General features: G+C 43.7%; 21 protein-coding genes. 7 read left to right on the plus strand and 14 right to left on the minus strand.

Annotated elements, in window-relative coordinates; all coding sequences use genetic code 11:
- Nucleotides 1-368 precede the first annotated feature (368 nt).
- Nucleotides 369-650: a hypothetical protein gene (locus BM278_RS07620; RefSeq protein WP_090948760.1), complete on the plus strand. Its 282-nt coding sequence runs from the start codon at nt 369-371 to the stop codon at nt 648-650.
- Nucleotides 651-1096: 446 nt separating this feature from the next.
- Entirely contained in the window at nt 1097-1540 is a 444-nt protein-coding gene (locus tag BM278_RS07625) for an Hsp20/alpha crystallin family protein (protein ID WP_090948761.1), read from the plus strand.
- 23 nt (nt 1541-1563) lie between these two features.
- On the opposite strand, the gene BM278_RS07630 is transcribed toward BM278_RS07625, so the two are convergent.
- From BM278_RS07630 to BM278_RS07645, 5 genes are read right to left on the minus strand one after another with little or no spacing between them, the layout of a single operon-like run.
- Nucleotides 1564-2580: a LacI family DNA-binding transcriptional regulator gene (locus BM278_RS07630; protein WP_090948762.1), complete on the minus strand. Its 1017-nt coding sequence runs from the start codon at nt 2578-2580 to the stop codon at nt 1564-1566.
- 4 nt (nt 2581-2584) lie between these two features.
- The gene (locus BM278_RS19465; RefSeq protein WP_279625755.1) at nt 2585-2719 is read right to left on the minus strand and encodes a hypothetical protein; all 135 of its coding nucleotides are present in this window, start codon (nt 2717-2719) and stop codon (nt 2585-2587) included.
- Nucleotides 2716-4233, minus strand: coding sequence for a UDP-glucose--hexose-1-phosphate uridylyltransferase (gene galT / locus BM278_RS07635; protein WP_090948763.1), 1518 nt, complete (start codon nt 4231-4233; stop codon nt 2716-2718). The genes BM278_RS19465 and galT overlap by 4 nt, the downstream gene beginning before the upstream one ends.
- 2 nt (nt 4234-4235) lie before the next feature.
- Nucleotides 4236-5222, minus strand: a complete 987-nt coding sequence (galE, locus tag BM278_RS07640) for a UDP-glucose 4-epimerase GalE (protein WP_090948764.1) — start codon at nt 5220-5222, stop codon at nt 4236-4238.
- Nucleotides 5219-6403 carry a galactokinase gene (locus BM278_RS07645; RefSeq protein WP_090948765.1) on the minus strand — a complete coding sequence of 395 codons (1185 nt, stop codon included), beginning with the start codon at nt 6401-6403 and terminating at the stop codon, nt 5219-5221. Before BM278_RS07645 ends, galE begins: the two co-directional genes overlap by 4 nt.
- A gap of 145 nt (nt 6404-6548) precedes the next feature.
- Between BM278_RS07645 and BM278_RS07650 the strand changes: the two genes are divergently transcribed.
- Nucleotides 6549-7331 carry an EcsC family protein gene (locus BM278_RS07650; protein ID WP_090948766.1) on the plus strand — a complete coding sequence of 261 codons (783 nt, stop codon included), beginning with the start codon at nt 6549-6551 and terminating at the stop codon, nt 7329-7331.
- Between the two features lie 175 nt (nt 7332-7506).
- On the opposite strand, the gene BM278_RS07655 is transcribed toward BM278_RS07650, so the two are convergent.
- The 6 genes from BM278_RS07655 to BM278_RS07675 form a co-directional block, all read right to left on the minus strand.
- The gene (locus tag BM278_RS07655; protein WP_090948838.1) at nt 7507-9171 is read right to left on the minus strand and encodes a glycerol-3-phosphate dehydrogenase/oxidase; all 1665 of its coding nucleotides are present in this window, start codon (nt 9169-9171) and stop codon (nt 7507-7509) included.
- Nucleotides 9172-9368: 197 nt separating this feature from the next.
- Nucleotides 9369-9929, minus strand: a complete 561-nt coding sequence (locus BM278_RS07660; RefSeq protein WP_090948767.1) for a glycerol-3-phosphate responsive antiterminator — start codon at nt 9927-9929, stop codon at nt 9369-9371.
- 19 nt (nt 9930-9948) lie between these two features.
- Nucleotides 9949-10107: a hypothetical protein gene (locus BM278_RS18720; protein WP_167359598.1), complete on the minus strand. Its 159-nt coding sequence runs from the start codon at nt 10105-10107 to the stop codon at nt 9949-9951.
- A gap of 15 nt (nt 10108-10122) precedes the next feature.
- The gene (locus BM278_RS07665; RefSeq protein WP_090948768.1) at nt 10123-11520 is read right to left on the minus strand and encodes a HAMP domain-containing sensor histidine kinase; all 1398 of its coding nucleotides are present in this window, start codon (nt 11518-11520) and stop codon (nt 10123-10125) included.
- Complete coding sequence (locus BM278_RS07670) at nt 11517-12191, minus strand: response regulator transcription factor (RefSeq protein WP_090948769.1); 675 nt, start codon at nt 12189-12191, stop codon at nt 11517-11519. The genes BM278_RS07665 and BM278_RS07670 overlap by 4 nt, the downstream gene beginning before the upstream one ends.
- Before the next feature lie 109 nt (nt 12192-12300).
- Nucleotides 12301-12531: a hypothetical protein gene (locus BM278_RS07675; RefSeq protein WP_090948770.1), complete on the minus strand. Its 231-nt coding sequence runs from the start codon at nt 12529-12531 to the stop codon at nt 12301-12303.
- Nucleotides 12532-12624: 93 nt separating this feature from the next.
- Between BM278_RS07675 and BM278_RS07680 the strand changes: the two genes are divergently transcribed.
- Complete coding sequence (locus BM278_RS07680; protein ID WP_090948771.1) at nt 12625-13092, plus strand: Hsp20/alpha crystallin family protein; 468 nt, start codon at nt 12625-12627, stop codon at nt 13090-13092.
- Nucleotides 13093-13139: 47 nt separating this feature from the next.
- Here the strand turns inward: BM278_RS07680 and BM278_RS18725 are convergent, their stop codons facing one another.
- On the minus strand, nt 13140-13283 hold the full coding sequence (locus BM278_RS18725; protein WP_167359599.1) for a hypothetical protein: 144 nt from the start codon (nt 13281-13283) through the stop codon (nt 13140-13142).
- A 118-nt stretch (nt 13284-13401) separates the two neighbouring features.
- Between BM278_RS18725 and BM278_RS07685 the strand changes: the two genes are divergently transcribed.
- Together BM278_RS07685 and BM278_RS07690 are read left to right on the plus strand one after the other, a co-directional pair.
- Entirely contained in the window at nt 13402-13590 is a 189-nt protein-coding gene (locus BM278_RS07685; RefSeq protein WP_090948772.1) for a hypothetical protein, read from the plus strand.
- Nucleotides 13590-13844, plus strand: a complete 255-nt coding sequence (locus tag BM278_RS07690; protein WP_090948773.1) for a sigma-G-dependent sporulation-specific acid-soluble spore protein CsgA — start codon at nt 13590-13592, stop codon at nt 13842-13844. The genes BM278_RS07685 and BM278_RS07690 overlap by 1 nt, the downstream gene beginning before the upstream one ends.
- Nucleotides 13845-13882: 38 nt before the next feature.
- Here the strand turns inward: BM278_RS07690 and BM278_RS07695 are convergent, their stop codons facing one another.
- Nucleotides 13883-14221 (minus strand): YppG family protein, encoded by a 339-nt coding sequence (locus BM278_RS07695; protein ID WP_090948839.1) that lies wholly within the window; start codon nt 14219-14221, stop codon nt 13883-13885.
- A 165-nt stretch (nt 14222-14386) separates the two neighbouring features.
- On the opposite strand from BM278_RS07695, the gene BM278_RS07700 reads away from it, so the two are divergent.
- The gene (locus tag BM278_RS07700) at nt 14387-14584 is read left to right on the plus strand and encodes a YppF family protein (protein ID WP_090948774.1); all 198 of its coding nucleotides are present in this window, start codon (nt 14387-14389) and stop codon (nt 14582-14584) included.
- 199 nt (nt 14585-14783) lie between these two features.
- Here the strand turns inward: BM278_RS07700 and BM278_RS07705 are convergent, their stop codons facing one another.
- Nucleotides 14784-15155: a YppE family protein gene (locus BM278_RS07705; protein ID WP_090948775.1), complete on the minus strand. Its 372-nt coding sequence runs from the start codon at nt 15153-15155 to the stop codon at nt 14784-14786.
- Nucleotides 15156-15192 lie beyond the last annotated feature (37 nt).

Consider the following 15192-nt stretch of genomic DNA (forward strand, 5'->3'; position numbering starts at 1 on the left):
GGGCTAATCAGTCGCCTCCACTTTTCTATGTGGACGCTTCGTTTTGTTCAGTTTTCAAGGAACATTAAACCATCCATTTATCTGAAAACATATTATAACTAAACATCCAACATTGTCAATACTTTTAATAGTTTTGTTCCTTCGAGCAATTACTAATTTTATTCAATTCATCATACGTTGTCAATACTTTTTATTTGATTATTTGAGCAATTACAAAATGATACTGTTTGAAAAGACGATTTACATATTACAAACTTATTTCTATTTTGTCAATATAATATTTTTTCCAATTGCTTCTGTATTTTTTATATAATAACCATCGAATTACTCTTTACAAACGACATAATTTAAAGAAGGGAGTATATGCAATGGAATGTTCATTTTCTACATTATTAGAAGCGTACCGCCACTTATGGACGAATCGCTCTTTAACCAAAAAAAAGCTGAATGAACAAGAAAGTCAATCACTTCTTTATGAAACGATTGAAAAAGAACTACGTGATGAAATGACGCATCCTCGTGCACGCCAATTACCTGAAACAAAGTTTTATTACGCCATCAACAGAATCATGAATTCCGATCTATCTGAACAAGAAAAATTATCGTTAATTCACATTCACGTAAACGTGATGGAACAAATAAAAGAATAATCTGCAATGCCAACATAACTGATGGACAGTCGTTTATTCCTATTCATGCTAATTATTAAAAAATTTTTATTTAATTCAAATAAGTGGAAAGATTATTTATAATGGTGATAATCCATACTTTTCTGTGAAATAACGATCCATGAGTGGTTAGGGCCATTTTCACGTTTGAGTGGAGAGTAAAATTTACTCATGGGTGTTTATTATGAAAAAACAGGAGGTGAGCATAATCGAAATTCAAAATCGTCCAGTAACGGCTCGATAAGCTCTTTTATAGTAAGATCCATTCGTTTAAGATAAATGAGAACACCGTTCCACTAGTTCGATACGTCAAAGGGCTTCCATATTGGGGACCCTATTCTTTATAGAACAGCCTTTGTATAAAACGGCGTCATCCAATCCAAACTATATGATGGTAAATAAATCACATCAAAGGAGGCGCTACTTATATGTCTTTAATTCCTTACGATCCATTTCGCCATTTCGAAACAATGCGTAGAGATCTTAACCGATTTTTCGCAACGGATTTTCCATCTTTCTTTTCCCATATGGAAGATCACATCGGAATGCCGCGCATGGATATGCACGAAACAGAAAACGAATATGTTGTTTCCTGCGATCTTCCGGGTCTAGAGAAAAAAGAAGACGTGCATATCGACGTACACAACAATATTTTAACCATTAGCGGAACTATTCAGCGCCACCAAAGCGTGAAACAAGAACAAATGCACCGCCAAGAACGCTTTTTCGGCCGTTTTCAACGTTCTATTACGTTGCCATCTGATGCAGCTACAGACAACATTAAAGCAACATATAAAAATGGTGTGCTCGATATTCATATTCCAAAAACAACATCCGGCCTGAAAAAGCGTGTCGATATCGAATTTCATTAAACTAATAAAGGGAGCTGTTGCATTCAGCTCCCTTTTGCACAAACTTGACTGCTTTCGCGAACAACAAGTTTGGTTGGCACAACCACTTTTTTGCAAATGGTTCGTTTCGTCGTCAATCTCTCTACTAACAATTCTACCGCCGTCTCTCCCATAAACTCTGTATACACTTTTACTGTTGTTAATGGCGGGTGGATAAATTTTGCGGTCGGAAGATCATTAAATCCGACGATCGATACACGATTAGGAACTGGAATTTGCGCTTCATGAAGCGCGCGCAGCGCCCCGATCGCCATCGAATCGCTAGCAATGAAAAACGCAGTCGGAAGATCTTTTGCAGAAATTGCTCGTTTCATTAATCGATAGCCATCTTCGGCGGTAAAGCTGCCTGTCCATACATATCGTGAATCATATATTCCTTTCAAATACAAATATTCGTAAAACGTTGTTTCGCGCTCATCATGAAGAGGTGTTTGTCCGTCCACATATTCACGCCCGCCAATATAGCCGATTTTTTGATGACCGAGTTGAAGAAGGTGATCTAACACCATAATCGTTGATTTTCTTAAATCAATGACAACGGAGTCAAATTTTTGCTCATCCGGCGAACAATCAACAAACACGATATGCTCAGTACTTGCCGCAAACGCACTTACCTCTTTTGGTCCAAATTTTCCTACCGCAATGATTCCATCCAAATGTTCCATCCGTTCCTCTGGATAGGAACCGTTTTGTTTAAACAGCTTTACCAACTCGATCTGCCGTTCAAAACATTCTTTTTCTACGCCTAAACGAATCGCCATGTAATACGGATCATCAAGTTCTTGCCGCTCCGAATACCAATGAATGAGACCGAAGCGAAATCGTTCTTTCGCTTGTTGGTTGCGTTCCCGCAGTGTTTTATAGTTTAGCTGCTGGGCTACTTCGAAAATGCGTTTTCTCGTTTCATCCGATACTGACAAAGTGGTGTCATAATTAAGCACGCGTGACACCGTCGCCACCGATACTCCCACTTTTTCCGCGATTTCTTTTAATGTCGCCATTGGTTCAGATAGATCCCTTCCTTTCATTATCGATGAACGAAGCGAGTTTACTGCTGTATTCCGGGAAAAACGTCGCTTTTATGTCATTGTTTTCTAAAATGATGCTTTTTAATCCTTTGAACGTTCCTTCCCGAATCATGACAACTTTTCCTGCACTTTCCGCAAAAAGGTATGAAATGCCTGTTTTCCTTTCTCAGTGCGTTTAAACACGCCGGCATGTTCTAGGACAGTAATAAAGCGCTGTCCTACTTCATGACGCAAAATGTCCAATACATTTTCTTCCGTAATATTCGAGTAAGTGGCACGGATTTGCTCGTACCAATCCCAATGTTTTAAAAGCGTTTCGTCCCACTCGGCTTTTTTTGTATTTTGGACAAGATACGTTGCCAATGCATCTAATTCGCCAGCAAGCCTTCCCGGAAGCACGGCGAGCCCCATGACTTCAATTAAGCCGATATTTTCTTTTTTAATATGGTGCAACTCTTCATGAGGATGGAAAATGCCGTACGGATGTTCTTTAGATGTTCGGTTGTTACGCAGCACGATATCCATTTCAAACAAATCGCCGCGGCGCCTTGCGATAGGAGTGACCGTATTATGCGGAACATCGCCGCTGTTGGCATAGATGCCAACGCTCGGATCGCTATACGTCCGCCACGTTTCGTAAATGCCATTCGCAGCTTCAAGCACTTCTTCTTTTTTGCCACAGAGGCGGATCACCGACATCGGCCAGCGCACAATTCCTGCCGTCAATGACGGAAATGAAGGAAAAGAAACGTATTCTTCAATTTCCGCTTTTTCCATCGCAAACGTATAGTTTCCGCCTTGAAAATGATCGTGCGCTAAAATCGAACCACCGACAATCGGCAAATCAGCGTTGGAACCGATAAAATAGTGCGGAAACTTTTCGATAAAATCAAGCAAGCGCGCGAACGTTTTCCGTTCCATTTTCATCGGCACATGTTCCGCGTGAAACACGATGCAATGCTCATTGTAATACACATATGGAGAGTATTGAAAATACCACGTCTCATCCAATAACGTAATCGGAATGATGCGGTGATTCGAGCGCGCCGGATGGCGCCACGTCCCTTCGTATCCTTCATTCTCTTTGCATAGCAAGCACCGCGGGTACGAAGATGTCGGCGTATCTTTTAATTTCGCGATTTCTTTTGGGTCTTTCTCCGGTTTCGATAAATTGATGGTAATGTCGAGTTCCCCGTACGCCGTTTTTACTTTCCATTGTTTATTTTTCGCAATCCGCGCTGTTTGAATATAGTTGGACGCTTTGCTTAAGGAATAAAACCAGTCGGTTGCCAGTTTCGGTTCTTTATGATATTTGACATAAAATTCACGGATCACTTCGGATGGGCGCGGCATTAAACAGTTCATCAGCTTGGCGTCCCATATATCCCGCTCCGTCGTTGTATTCGTTTGCAAAAGACCGCGTTCATACGCCCAATCTAAAATCGTCTCTAAGATCGGAGAAGGAGAGGTAAAGGATGTGTCCTTTACCTCCACCGGCTGCCATTCCTCTAACCGCAACGCCGCCAGCAGTCGATTGCGCGCGTAAACAATATCTTCGCGTGAAAGCAGGCCGCTTTTTATCCCGTATTGGATCAGCTGTTCTACTGCCGCCAAAATGTCCGCCACCGTCACGCACCCCGATATCCGTATGGTTTCGCCTGATGCCATTCCCATGCCGAAGCAACAATATCGATAATCGATGTGTATTTTGGTTCCCAGCCAAGCTCGCGTTTTGCTTTTTCCGCGGATGCGACGAGCTTCGCCGGATCGCCCGGACGCCGCGCCATGACGCGCGCCGGGATCGGATGGCCGGTCACTTTCCGCGCCGCTTCGATCACTTCTTTAACGGTAAAGCCGTTGCCGTTTCCTAAATTGTACACGTTGCTTTCCGCACCGCTCCGCAGCTTTTCCACCGCCAGAATATGGGCGTCAACGAGATCAAGCACGTGAATATAGTCGCGAATGCAGGTGCCGTCATGGGTATCGTAATCATCGCCAAAAATATGAATCGCTTCACGTTGGCCAAGCGGCACTTTTAAAATTAATGGAATAAGATGTGTTTCCGGATCATGATCTTCGCCAATCAACGTGCCGTAAGCGCCGGCGACGTTAAAATAACGCAGCGAAATATAGCGGATTCCGTAAGCACGATCGACCCATTTCATCATTTTTTCCATCGCCAGTTTCGTTTCTCCGTACGTATTCGTCGGCATCGTCGGATCTGTCTCTACAATCGGAATTTGCTTCGGCTCTCCATACACTGCCGCCGTCGAGGAAAACACAATTTGCTTGACACCGGACTCGTTCATGATTTCCAGCAATACTTGCGTACCGTACACGTTGTTATCGTAATATTTAAGCGGCTCTTGCATGCTTTCGCCGACAAGGGAGTTGGCGGCGAAATGAATCACCGTATCGATCTCATGCTTGCGAAATACGTCGCGCAAAAACGCACGGTCGCGAATATCACCTTGATAGAAGATCGCATCCGGATGAACAGCCTCGCGATGCCCTGTTTGCAAATTATCGACGACAACGACCTTTTCTCCTTTTTCAACTAAACGATATACCGCATGGCTGCCGATATAGCCTGCGCCGCCGCAGACAAGAATCATACGCTCATCTCCTTTGCTTCTGCTATTTCTCTCGCTCCGTCACCGATTTTCACGACATAAAAACTAGCTTCATATCCAATTTTCCCCGCGTATTCTTTCCCTACTTGTTCAATAAAAGAAGGAATGGACTCATCTTTGACAATGTTCACCGTACATCCGCCAAAACCGGCGCCAGTCATACGGGCGCCGATCGTTCCCTCATGCTTCCACGCCGCCTCAACAAGCGTATCTAGTTCCGTCCCTGTCACTTCATAGTCATCGCGCAGCGAAATATGCGACTGTTTCATCAGCTCGCCAAAACGGGCTAAATCTCCCTTTTCCAACGCGGCCGCCGCTTCTAACGTCCGCTCGTTTTCCGTCACAGCATGACGGGCGCGCTTTTGTTCAAGCGGAGAAAGAAGGTGCTTATACTCTTCCAGCTGCTCGCTTGTCAAATCACCGAGTGAGGCAATGTTTATATGTTTCTGCAATTTCGCCAACGCTGCCTCGCATGCCGCCCGCCGTTCGTTATACGCCGAATCGGCCAAGCCGCGCTTTTTGTTTGTGTTGGCGATGACAATCGAACAATCGTTCATCGAAACGGGTAAATAGCGGTACTCTAACGTTTGGCAGTTTAGTAGCATTGCATGGTTTCGTTTTCCCATTCCGACGGCAAACTGGTCCATAATGCCACAATTGACGCCAACATATTCATTTTCTACTTTTTGACTCATTTTCACAAGTTCAAGCATATCGATATGCTGCGCGAATAGTTCATTGAGCATGACCGCCGTTACTAGCTCAATGGAAGCGGACGACGATAATCCGGCGCCGTTCGGGATCGTCCCGTAATACAAAATATCAAGTCCCGTCTCGATCGGGCAAAGCTGCTGAAACGCGGCGATAATCCCTTTCGGATAGTTCGCCCACCCATGTTGTTCTTGGTAGGATAAATCATCATAAGACACCGTAATGATCCCGGTTTCGGGAAAGTTTTTTGAGTAAAAGCGGATAAACGGATTGGCTGTTTTGCGCACGAGCGCATATGTGCCGATTTCTAACGCACACGGCAGCACATGCCCGCCGTTATAGTCGGTATGTTCACCAATTAAATTGACGCGACCGGGGGCGAAGAAAGTACAAATTTCTTCGTTGCTGTCTCCAAATAATTCAATAAACGTTTTTATTAAATTGGTGATCATGAAGATGCCTCCTAACCTAAATATATCTTAAGTAAATATTTTAGTAAAAATTTTATTATAGATCAATGAAAAAGAAACATTTTCTTTTTTGAAAACGTATAATAAGTATCTTATTCCATCATTTTATATATAAGGAGGGTAGCCAATGGAAACAAAACAAATGTTGGAACAAGAACTGCAAACAATCCGCCGCTGGGAACAAGAGCAAAAAGATTTATGGTTTTGGGAAAAACTTGGGCGCTTGCCGTTTAAAGTGCTCGATAAGCTTACGCCAAGCATTGTACATAAAAAACTGGGACAGCTGTTGGATGAGCTTGGCAGCTATATCCAAAGCGGCGGGCAATATTTAGTGAAAGAAGAAAAAATATTGGAGAAGCTGGGCGTCCCGTCGTTAGAACAAGCGGCGCAGCTGCCGCTTGCGACCATGGACCGCGTTTGTGATGAATTGATCGACGCGCGCGTGACGTTTGCCCAGCTTCAAGGGGCAACAACGGGCGTCGGCGGCGCGTTGACGCTGGCGATCGATATTCCTGCTCTCCTCGGCCTTGCGTTAAAAACGCTGCAGGAAATCGCCATCGTCTACGGTTACAATCCGAAGGAGAAAAAAGAGCGAATTTTTATTGTGAAATGTTTGCAATTTGCCTCCTCCGATATTGTCGGCAAAAAGGCGATTCTTGATCAGCTCACATCGTTTTCCAACCATCACCAGCAAGTCTTTTCCCAGCTTCAAGGCTGGCGTGAAGTCATGATGACATTTCGCGACCAATACGGGTGGAAAAAGCTGCTCCAATCCGTTCCGATCGTCGGAATGATTTTTGGATCAGTATATAATAAAATGTTTATAGAAGATATTGCGGAAACCGGAAAGATGTTATATCGAAAACGGCGCATCTTAGAAAGGCTCCACTCATTGGAAGACGATGTCTAAGTATACACACATGCGATATTTTTTACTAAAATTTTATCTACATAGTAATGATCTTGCTGTTATAAAGCGAAAAGGCGCAAAATCGCAAACAAAACGCCCTTACTTTGGAGCCACCGACGAAGCGCTCCAAACGTAAGGGCGTTTGTTACTGATTAGTGTTTCCTGTCACACAATATTAATCATGTTCACTCGGAACAACCGCTTGATGCAACGCTTTCTCCAACTCTTCTGTATAATCTGCCGTTTGTTCTTCCGTCCATTGCAAATAATCGGCCATAAAAGCAATGACGCGGTCTTTCCAGCGGCGCACAGAGGCGATATCAAATAATAGTGCGCCGGTACGGCGGATGAAATAATCGATCGGCTTTGCCGCCATTTCGTAGTCAATGGCGTATACAAGGCGGACAAACTGTTCGCGGGAAAGGCCGCATGAATGATCATATTGCTTGCTTAATTCAAATAATTGATCGACATTAGTGCCGTATATTTTCGCGAGCCGTTCTCCTTCTTCTTTCGTAAATCCAAAGCGCGCCGCTTCTTCGGCTTTTTTCGCGATAAAGGCTGGCAACTGCTGCGAGCCGCCGACATCCCCGCCGGAGATCGGCAAATGTTTCGTCTGGCATGGACGGAATGTTTTTCCTTCCTCTTTTTCCAACAGTTTTGCCACTAAGTCGACAACCGTTTCCGCCATTTTCCGGTAACCGGTCAGCTTTCCGCCGGCGATCGTAATTAATCCTGTCGGCGATTGCCAAATTTCATCCTTACGGGAAATTTCCGACGGATCTTTTCCTTCTTCATAGATGAGCGGCCGGACGCCTGCCCAGCTTGATTCAATATCATCGGCGGTGATGTTCACGGATGGGAACATATAGCGAATCGCGCGCAATAAATAATCGCGGTCTTCTTTTGTCATTTTTGGATTGGCAATATCTTTATTGTAAAACGTATCCGTCGTTCCAACGTATGTTTTCCCATCGCGTGGGATCGCAAATACCATGCGGCCGTCCGGTGTATCAAAATAAATCGCTTGCTTTAACGGGAACCGTTTTTGGTCGATGACGATATGAACCCCTTTTGTCAGCTGCAATCGTTTTCCCGTTTTCGAACGGTCTTTTTCCCGCAGCGTGTCGACCCACGGACCAGCGGCGTTAATCACTTTTTTCGCGCGGATTTCATACGTTTGGCCGCTTATTTGATCGCGGCAGCGGGCGCCGATCACCTTGCTGTTTTCATCGTAAAGAAATTGTTCCACTTTTGCATAGTTGACGGCATTAGCTCCCAATTCGACCGCTTTTTTGATCACTTCCATCGTCAAGCGGGCATCGTCGGTGCGGTATTCGACGTAATAGCCACCTCCCCGAAGCCCCTCCTGTTTAATCAACGGTTCTTTCTGCAATGTTTGTTTGGCGTTTAACATCGTGCGGCGTTCGCTTTTTTTCACCCCGGCTAAATGGTCATATATCCATAAGCCGATCGATGTGCTCCACTTGCCAAACGTTCCTCCTTTATGAATCGGCAAAAGCATCCACTCCGGCGTCGTCACATGCGGACCGTTTTCGTACACAATCGCCCGCTCTCTGCCGACTTCGGCAACCATTTTTACTTCGAATTGCTTCAAATAGCGAAGCCCGCCGTGTACGAGCTTCGTCGAGCGGCTCGAAGTACCTGCTGCAAAATCTTGCATTTCCACAAGCGCCGTTTTCATGCCGCGCGAAACTGCGTCTAACGCAATGCCGCAACCGGTAATACCGCCTCCTACCACTAATATATCGTAATGCTCTTTGCTCATTTCTTCTAAACGTTGGCGGCGTTGTTTACTTGAGAACAATGTCGATGTCATGAAAAATTCCCCCTTTATTGTTAAAAAACAAAAAGAGACCACCGCAAACACGATAAGCTTCTGCTTATCATGCATGCATGGTCTCTCCTAAGATCTCCTGACTGATTATTAACTTATTTTTATTATAACGAAAAACAGTCTGTCTGGCTAGTGAAATGCAGCGAAAAGTTTTTCATGAGCGTTCTTTTGTATTTTCCTTAGCGCTCTTCGTAGTGTTTCCATAAGTCTTTATTGGAAGTGGTCACTGCGACCGCGCCCGCTTCGAGCGCGCGCTCAACGTCATCGATGGTGCGAATAAGGCCGCCGGCATAAATCGGTTTGCCTGTCCGTTCTTTCACTTCCCGAATCATATGGGGCATCGCGCCAGGGATCACTTCGATGCAATCAGGTTCCGTTTTTTCAATCAGTTGATAGCTTTTTTCGAGCGCGTGCGAATCAAGCAAAAAAACGCGCTGAATCGCAAGCACCTTTTTTTGCTTTGCCTTTATGATAACATTTCCCCTTGTGGAAATCAGCCCATGCGGATGAAATTCCTGGCATAAATATTCCGCCCCATGCTCATCATGGCTTAACCCTTGAATTAAATCCGCATGGACGATTAGTTTTTTTCCATGTTGGCGGGCATAATGAAACACGCTTTTCAGCTGCGAAATATGTATTTCCAATAACACTCCACACATATAACGGCTATTTAAAAATTTCTCAAAATCTTTCATCGTCTTCATCGCAGGGATGATTTTCTGACAATGAATATCCATTGTTTCTCCCCTTTTTATCTTATCTATTTCTTTCTGCTTCAATTTCTTCTAAGCAAGACAATGACATCATTGTCCGCGGCTTGCAAGTCGCAATTTTCACTCCGCGTTTGCGAAACTTTTCCACAACATGCTCGATATTTTTTTTCCGAATCACTGTACCTTCGTGAAGATGTTCCATTCATCTCACCTTTCTTTATTTTGCTTTCGGGATTGACAACTCGACAGTTGTTCCTTTGCCGACTTCGCTGTCAATCGTAATTTGTCCGTCGTATTTATCGATAATTTCTTTCGCGATCGCTAATCCAAGACCGACGCCGCCTTTTTCACGGCTTCGCGCTTTATCCACGCGGTAAAACCGCAAAAACACTTTTTCCAATTCGTCTCGCGGTATGCCAATTCCAAAGTCCCTTACCGCAATTGTAACAAACCGTTCTTCTTCTTTTACAGAGATTGTCACTTGTTTCGCTTGTTGCGAATATTTTACCGCATTATCCAGCAAAATCAACAGCAATTGTTCTAAATGATATTTTGCCATTCGAATCCGCGCCGCTCGATTCGACAAATTGTGAACGACAAATTGGAAATCAGGATAAAGAACATGGAAATTTTTCGCCACTTGTTCAATTGTTTGTGTCGGGTCAATCGGCACGATATCATTCGGAACCGTGATCGCTTCCGCGCGTGATAAATCCAACAGCTCAAGCACTAATTTTTTTAAACGCGCCACCTCTTGCGTTGCCGCTTTCAACGACTCTTCCAAAATGTCGGGATTATGTTTTCCCCACCGTTCCAATAGAGAAAGATGGCCTTCTAAAATAGCGATCGGCGTTCGCAGTTCATGGGAGGCATCTTCCACAAATTGTTTCTGCTGTACAAACGAACGTTCGATCTCATCCATCATTTCATTGAACATCATCATTAGTTCCGACATTTCGTCATTGGAAGGCGGAACGTCGATCCGCTTTTGCATTCCTTTATTTTTAATATCCATCATTGTTTCCGTCAACGCTTTTAGACGCCCGACAAAACTTTGGGCAACGAGCCTGCCGGCAAAAGCGCTCGCAATCATTGCCGCGATCCCGATCACCGTCATGATAATAAACAGCGTATTGGTCATTTGTTGGAATTTCGCAAGGCGGCGGGCGATTTCGATCGTTCCGTTTACCGTCGAAGTATGTAAAGGTTCTCGCAAAATAATGAAACGTTCATCGTTTACGAAATGATAATCCATCTGCGTCTCTTTTGGAGCGTCGCTTGGCGACAAAGAGACGGACGCGCCGTTGGAAACAGAAACAACGACGTTTCCTTTGTCGTCAAGCACCCGAATCATTTGATATTTTTCATTTAATTTTTCTAGCAGCTGTTTGCTTTGGCGAATATCCTTCCATGATAAATTACGTTTTTCCGCATAATAAGTTTCAATTTCCTCTACCGTTTTTTTCATCGCCTTCTCTTCTTCGTTCAGCAGCCATTGTTTTACAACGTGATATTGCAAAAACGTGAAAATAAAATAAGTAATAAAAATGGCAATGGCAGAAAAAAACGTAAGTTTCCATTTTAATGAGACGTTTTCCATCCGAAAAAGTTTCATGACCGCATCACATATCCAGCGCCCCGCACCGTTTGGATATAACGCTCTTTATCTGTTTCATCAAGTTTATGGCGCAAATAGCGGACATATACATCAACGACGTTTGTTTCGACCTCCGCGTCAAATCCCCATACTTTATTTAGCAATGTGTCGCGCGTTAAGACGATATTCTTATTTTGCAAAAACGTCACTAACAAATCGTATTCCCGTTTTGTTAATTCGATGAATTGATCGCCTTTTTTTACCGTGCGAGCGTTCAAGTCGACCGTTAAATCTTTAAATGTCAGCAAACGTTCTTCCGTAGAAGCATGGACGCGGCGAAATAGCGCGCGAATCCGCGCAAGCAACTCTTCGATCGCAAACGGTTTGACAATATAGTCATCCGCGCCGTTATCCAAGCCCATCACGCGGTCAAACACGCTGTCTCTCGCCGTAATCATAATGATCGGAGTCTGTTTTACCGCACGGATGCGGCGGCATACTTCCATCCCATTAAGGCTTGGAAGCATGACATCCAATAAAATAAGCCCCCATTCTTCCGACAGCGCCAATTCAAGCCCTTCCCTGCCATCATGGCTTACATGCACCTCATATCCTTCATGGGTCAAATCAAGCTCAATAAATCGCGCCAAATTCGCTTCATCTTCAATGATTAAAATGCGATGATTCATCTTTCTCCCTCGCTTTATTCCCGTTTCGTTTTACTTTTATCATATCAAAAAAGAAAAGCCAACCGCCTCATGCGATTAGCAATGATACACTCCTTGTTTTATTTTGTACTTACGAATGACGGTCGACTAAAAAATCGATAAACGCTTGAACGATTTCAAACGCTTGATAAGAAAGGAGCGATACAGCTGTGCCAGAAAAAAACAACGTAACTAACCAATGAAAAATATGCATTGCGCCTCCTCCTTTTGTTTGCCGGCGGTTTCTTGCGATCGTGCCGCGAGCAACATAGACGCGATCTTTTTTTGTAATGCCATCATACGCGATAAACGTTAAAAACACATTAAAATTCCTTAAAAAATTAAGAGTGACTTTTTTTATCGCTGTACATACATTGGAATTAAGCAATGAAACGCAAAAGGAGGACGATAGAAAATGAGCGATCATTCTCAGCCGCCGATGAAAAATGATGGGAATCATCACCCGCTCCAACATTTATGGGAGATGGTCGACCAATTTTTTGATGAACGGCCGTTGAAAAACATGATGGAAACGCTAGATGAATACTTCCAGCAAACGTTCTCCCACGCCTATATCCCAGTCGATATTCGCGAAACGAAAGACGAATTTGCAATCATCGTCCATCTTCCTGATGTAAAGCGAAACCAAATTCTGTTGCAATTTGCCGATGATCATCTGCAGCTAGTCATTCAAAATAATGAAACGATTGAAGCAGAAGATGAACAACATCATTTGTATCAACACCGTCGAGTGCGCCAGCATATTGTCCGAACGATTCCATTGCCGTACCGTGTTAGTGAAAAAGAAGTGAAAGCGTCATGGCAAAACGGTAAACTCGTCATTCGTCTGCCGCAAAAACGAAAATATATCGATATTGAATAAGAAAAAGGGCATGTCCAAAACAATGGGCAGCCCTTTTATATGTTATGTTACGAATTTTTATGCGATTTACTTCCATATTTATTATTGATTTCTGGAGTCGAGTCTTTTTGAATATCCCATTCTTTTCCTATTTCTTCACGATCGCTCGGATATTTGTTTTTTCGTTCGCGGTGATCATTGCGGTTTGTCACGACCGTTCACCTCCCATCCCGTTTTAGCTTATGCCGTTTCTTGTTTGATTAATCATTCCGTGTACAATACATACTTTTGTCAAAATTGACTCACTCTACTTATAGGAGGTGGCAGATAATGAAAAAGCCATTGCCTGACTTTGATTCATTAACAGATCGACTCATTAATGAGCCGGCGGACGAGCCGATGTTGGTCATAAAAACAAAATTCGATCCGAAGCAAATTACCGAAGAAAACCCATACGCGCAAAGAAAAGAGACCGTAAGCAAAACATTCACAACGTTTTTTCAAGGAGAGGAACCATAATGGAGAAGACGCTCGCTTATTTACGGGAAATTTTATCAAATTATATAGAATACCATGATGACACGCCGCGCCGCATTTATCAAAAACTGCTCAACAAACCGTATCAAAGCGAAGGAGAATTCGTCCGCGACCTGTCGCAAAAAGAAGCAGCTTTTTTAGACCGCATTTTGCCGCGTGAGATTCGCTACGCGATGGATGAGCGCGATTTGGAGCGGGTGTATCAATTAAATGAAGTGTATGAGCTGCTCATTTAAAAAACAAGCCTCCTCCACTCGTTTGTGGAGGAGGTTGCCTATTTTTTAAATGTGCTGATTAGTCCTTTGATCATTCCGTTCACTTGATTAACGGTATTAATCATTTGTCCCATTGTGTTCATCATTTTATTAATGTCATACGTACCGTCCTGTGTTTTAAACTGCGCCATCAGCGACTGAATGCCAGGAGCCGGCTGTGTTGACAAAGGGCCGGGTTTTGGATATGGCGTCGGGTACGGAGACATTGCGGTATGTTTTTGTTGCTCGGCAGACCAGTGGCTAGGAAACGGCGGAGCGTATTGGTATGGATGCCAGACGTGATGGTATGGCGCGTAAGCAGAAAACGGTGTGGAAAAAGGACGTGGATACCGATACATCATGCATCTACTCCCCCAATTCTAAGCTGCCATTAGTATATGTGTTAAAGCGTAGGATGGTGAGACGGAACATGTCATGAATTGTCGGAAGTTTTAATTTTCCGAATTCACATAATTCCCATATTTCATGGTACTATATATAAAAAGGGGAAGGGGGAATGAAGGATGAACATGGCGGAATTAAAAAACAAGTTTATCGCTGTAAAAAACTATGAACCGACTGATGTGAATGAACTCCTTGATTTTGCGCGGCACATGTATTTACGCGGAGAGATCACGATCGCACAGTACCGTGATCTTGCCCGTGAACTGGAGCTTGCCGGCGCTTATAAACCAGATCATAAAAACGAATATGTCAGTTAATAAATAGATAAATAGAAAGCGCTTTCTTTTTTCCGTATACCTCGCTAAAAGCAACTGGTTGGTGGAAAAGACACGATTTGTCCATAAGAAGCATGGCACAGAAGCCATGCGGAACGTTTAGTTGCAATAACAACTAACCTTGCTTAAGGCGTGAACAAAGAACGAAAGCTGTCTTCCACAACGAAGACAGCTTTTTCTTTCACCATCGTTTTCCACTTTCTTCTAAACGCTCTTGCACAAGCAACAGCGTGTATTCAATCGACCGGCAAAATTGCTTAATGCGCCGCGTCGGAACAGATGGATAAAACGCTTCGACCGAAACTTTTTCGATATTGTCCGCGGCAGTTTCAATTTGCATCTCGTAAATATGCTTCGGTCGCGCTTTTTTCACCCAAAGAAGCGCCATCTGTTTCCATTCGTCTACAACTCGTTTTACTTGATCGGCAAACGGCTTTACCTCTGCAAAAAAATCCGGTTCCTTTTGCCGCTGTTGCGCTTGCTGCGAAATATATGCGAATTGCTTATTATAGTCCAATAACTTTTCTGTCAATGCTTTTAGCTGCTTCTCCATGGCGATTTCCCTCCAAACGTTCTTTTTTACTATACCA

Origin of the sequence: Parageobacillus thermantarcticus, from assembly GCF_900111865.1 — a bacterium.
GTDB lineage: Bacteria > Bacillota > Bacilli > Bacillales > Anoxybacillaceae > Parageobacillus > Parageobacillus thermantarcticus.

Bases quoted from the DNA above. Each gene is read 5' to 3' on its own strand.
- BM278_RS07660 (WP_090948767.1), bottom strand. From the start codon at position 9,929: ATGGATATTCATTGTCAGAAAATCATCCCTGCGATGAAGACGATGAAA.
- BM278_RS19465 (WP_279625755.1), bottom strand. From the start codon at position 2,719: ATGATTCGGGAAGGAACGTTCAAAGGATTAAAAAGCATCATTTTAGAA.
- BM278_RS07705 (WP_090948775.1), bottom strand. From the start codon at position 15,155: ATGGAGAAGCAGCTAAAAGCATTGACAGAAAAGTTATTGGACTATAAT.
- BM278_RS07665 (WP_090948768.1), bottom strand. From the start codon at position 11,520: ATGAAACTTTTTCGGATGGAAAACGTCTCATTAAAATGGAAACTTACG.
- BM278_RS07630 (WP_090948762.1), bottom strand. From the start codon at position 2,580: ATGGCGACATTAAAAGAAATCGCGGAAAAAGTGGGAGTATCGGTGGCG.
- BM278_RS07650 (WP_090948766.1), top strand. From the start codon at position 6,549: ATGGAAACAAAACAAATGTTGGAACAAGAACTGCAAACAATCCGCCGC.
- BM278_RS07700 (WP_090948774.1), top strand. From the start codon at position 14,387: ATGAACATGGCGGAATTAAAAAACAAGTTTATCGCTGTAAAAAACTAT.
- BM278_RS07685 (WP_090948772.1), top strand. From the start codon at position 13,402: ATGAAAAAGCCATTGCCTGACTTTGATTCATTAACAGATCGACTCATT.
- galE (WP_090948764.1), bottom strand. From the start codon at position 5,222: ATGATTCTTGTCTGCGGCGGCGCAGGCTATATCGGCAGCCATGCGGTA.
- BM278_RS07655 (WP_090948838.1), bottom strand. From the start codon at position 9,171: ATGACATCGACATTGTTCTCAAGTAAACAACGCCGCCAACGTTTAGAA.
- BM278_RS07670 (WP_090948769.1), bottom strand. From the start codon at position 12,191: ATGAATCATCGCATTTTAATCATTGAAGATGAAGCGAATTTGGCGCGA.
- BM278_RS07645 (WP_090948765.1), bottom strand. From the start codon at position 6,403: ATGATCACCAATTTAATAAAAACGTTTATTGAATTATTTGGAGACAGC.
- BM278_RS07695 (WP_090948839.1), bottom strand. From the start codon at position 14,221: ATGTATCGGTATCCACGTCCTTTTTCCACACCGTTTTCTGCTTACGCG.
- BM278_RS07625 (WP_090948761.1), top strand. From the start codon at position 1,097: ATGTCTTTAATTCCTTACGATCCATTTCGCCATTTCGAAACAATGCGT.
- BM278_RS18720 (WP_167359598.1), bottom strand. From the start codon at position 10,107: ATGGAACATCTTCACGAAGGTACAGTGATTCGGAAAAAAAATATCGAG.
- BM278_RS07620 (WP_090948760.1), top strand. From the start codon at position 369: ATGGAATGTTCATTTTCTACATTATTAGAAGCGTACCGCCACTTATGG.
- BM278_RS07680 (WP_090948771.1), top strand. From the start codon at position 12,625: ATGAGCGATCATTCTCAGCCGCCGATGAAAAATGATGGGAATCATCAC.
- BM278_RS07690 (WP_090948773.1), top strand. From the start codon at position 13,590: ATGGAGAAGACGCTCGCTTATTTACGGGAAATTTTATCAAATTATATA.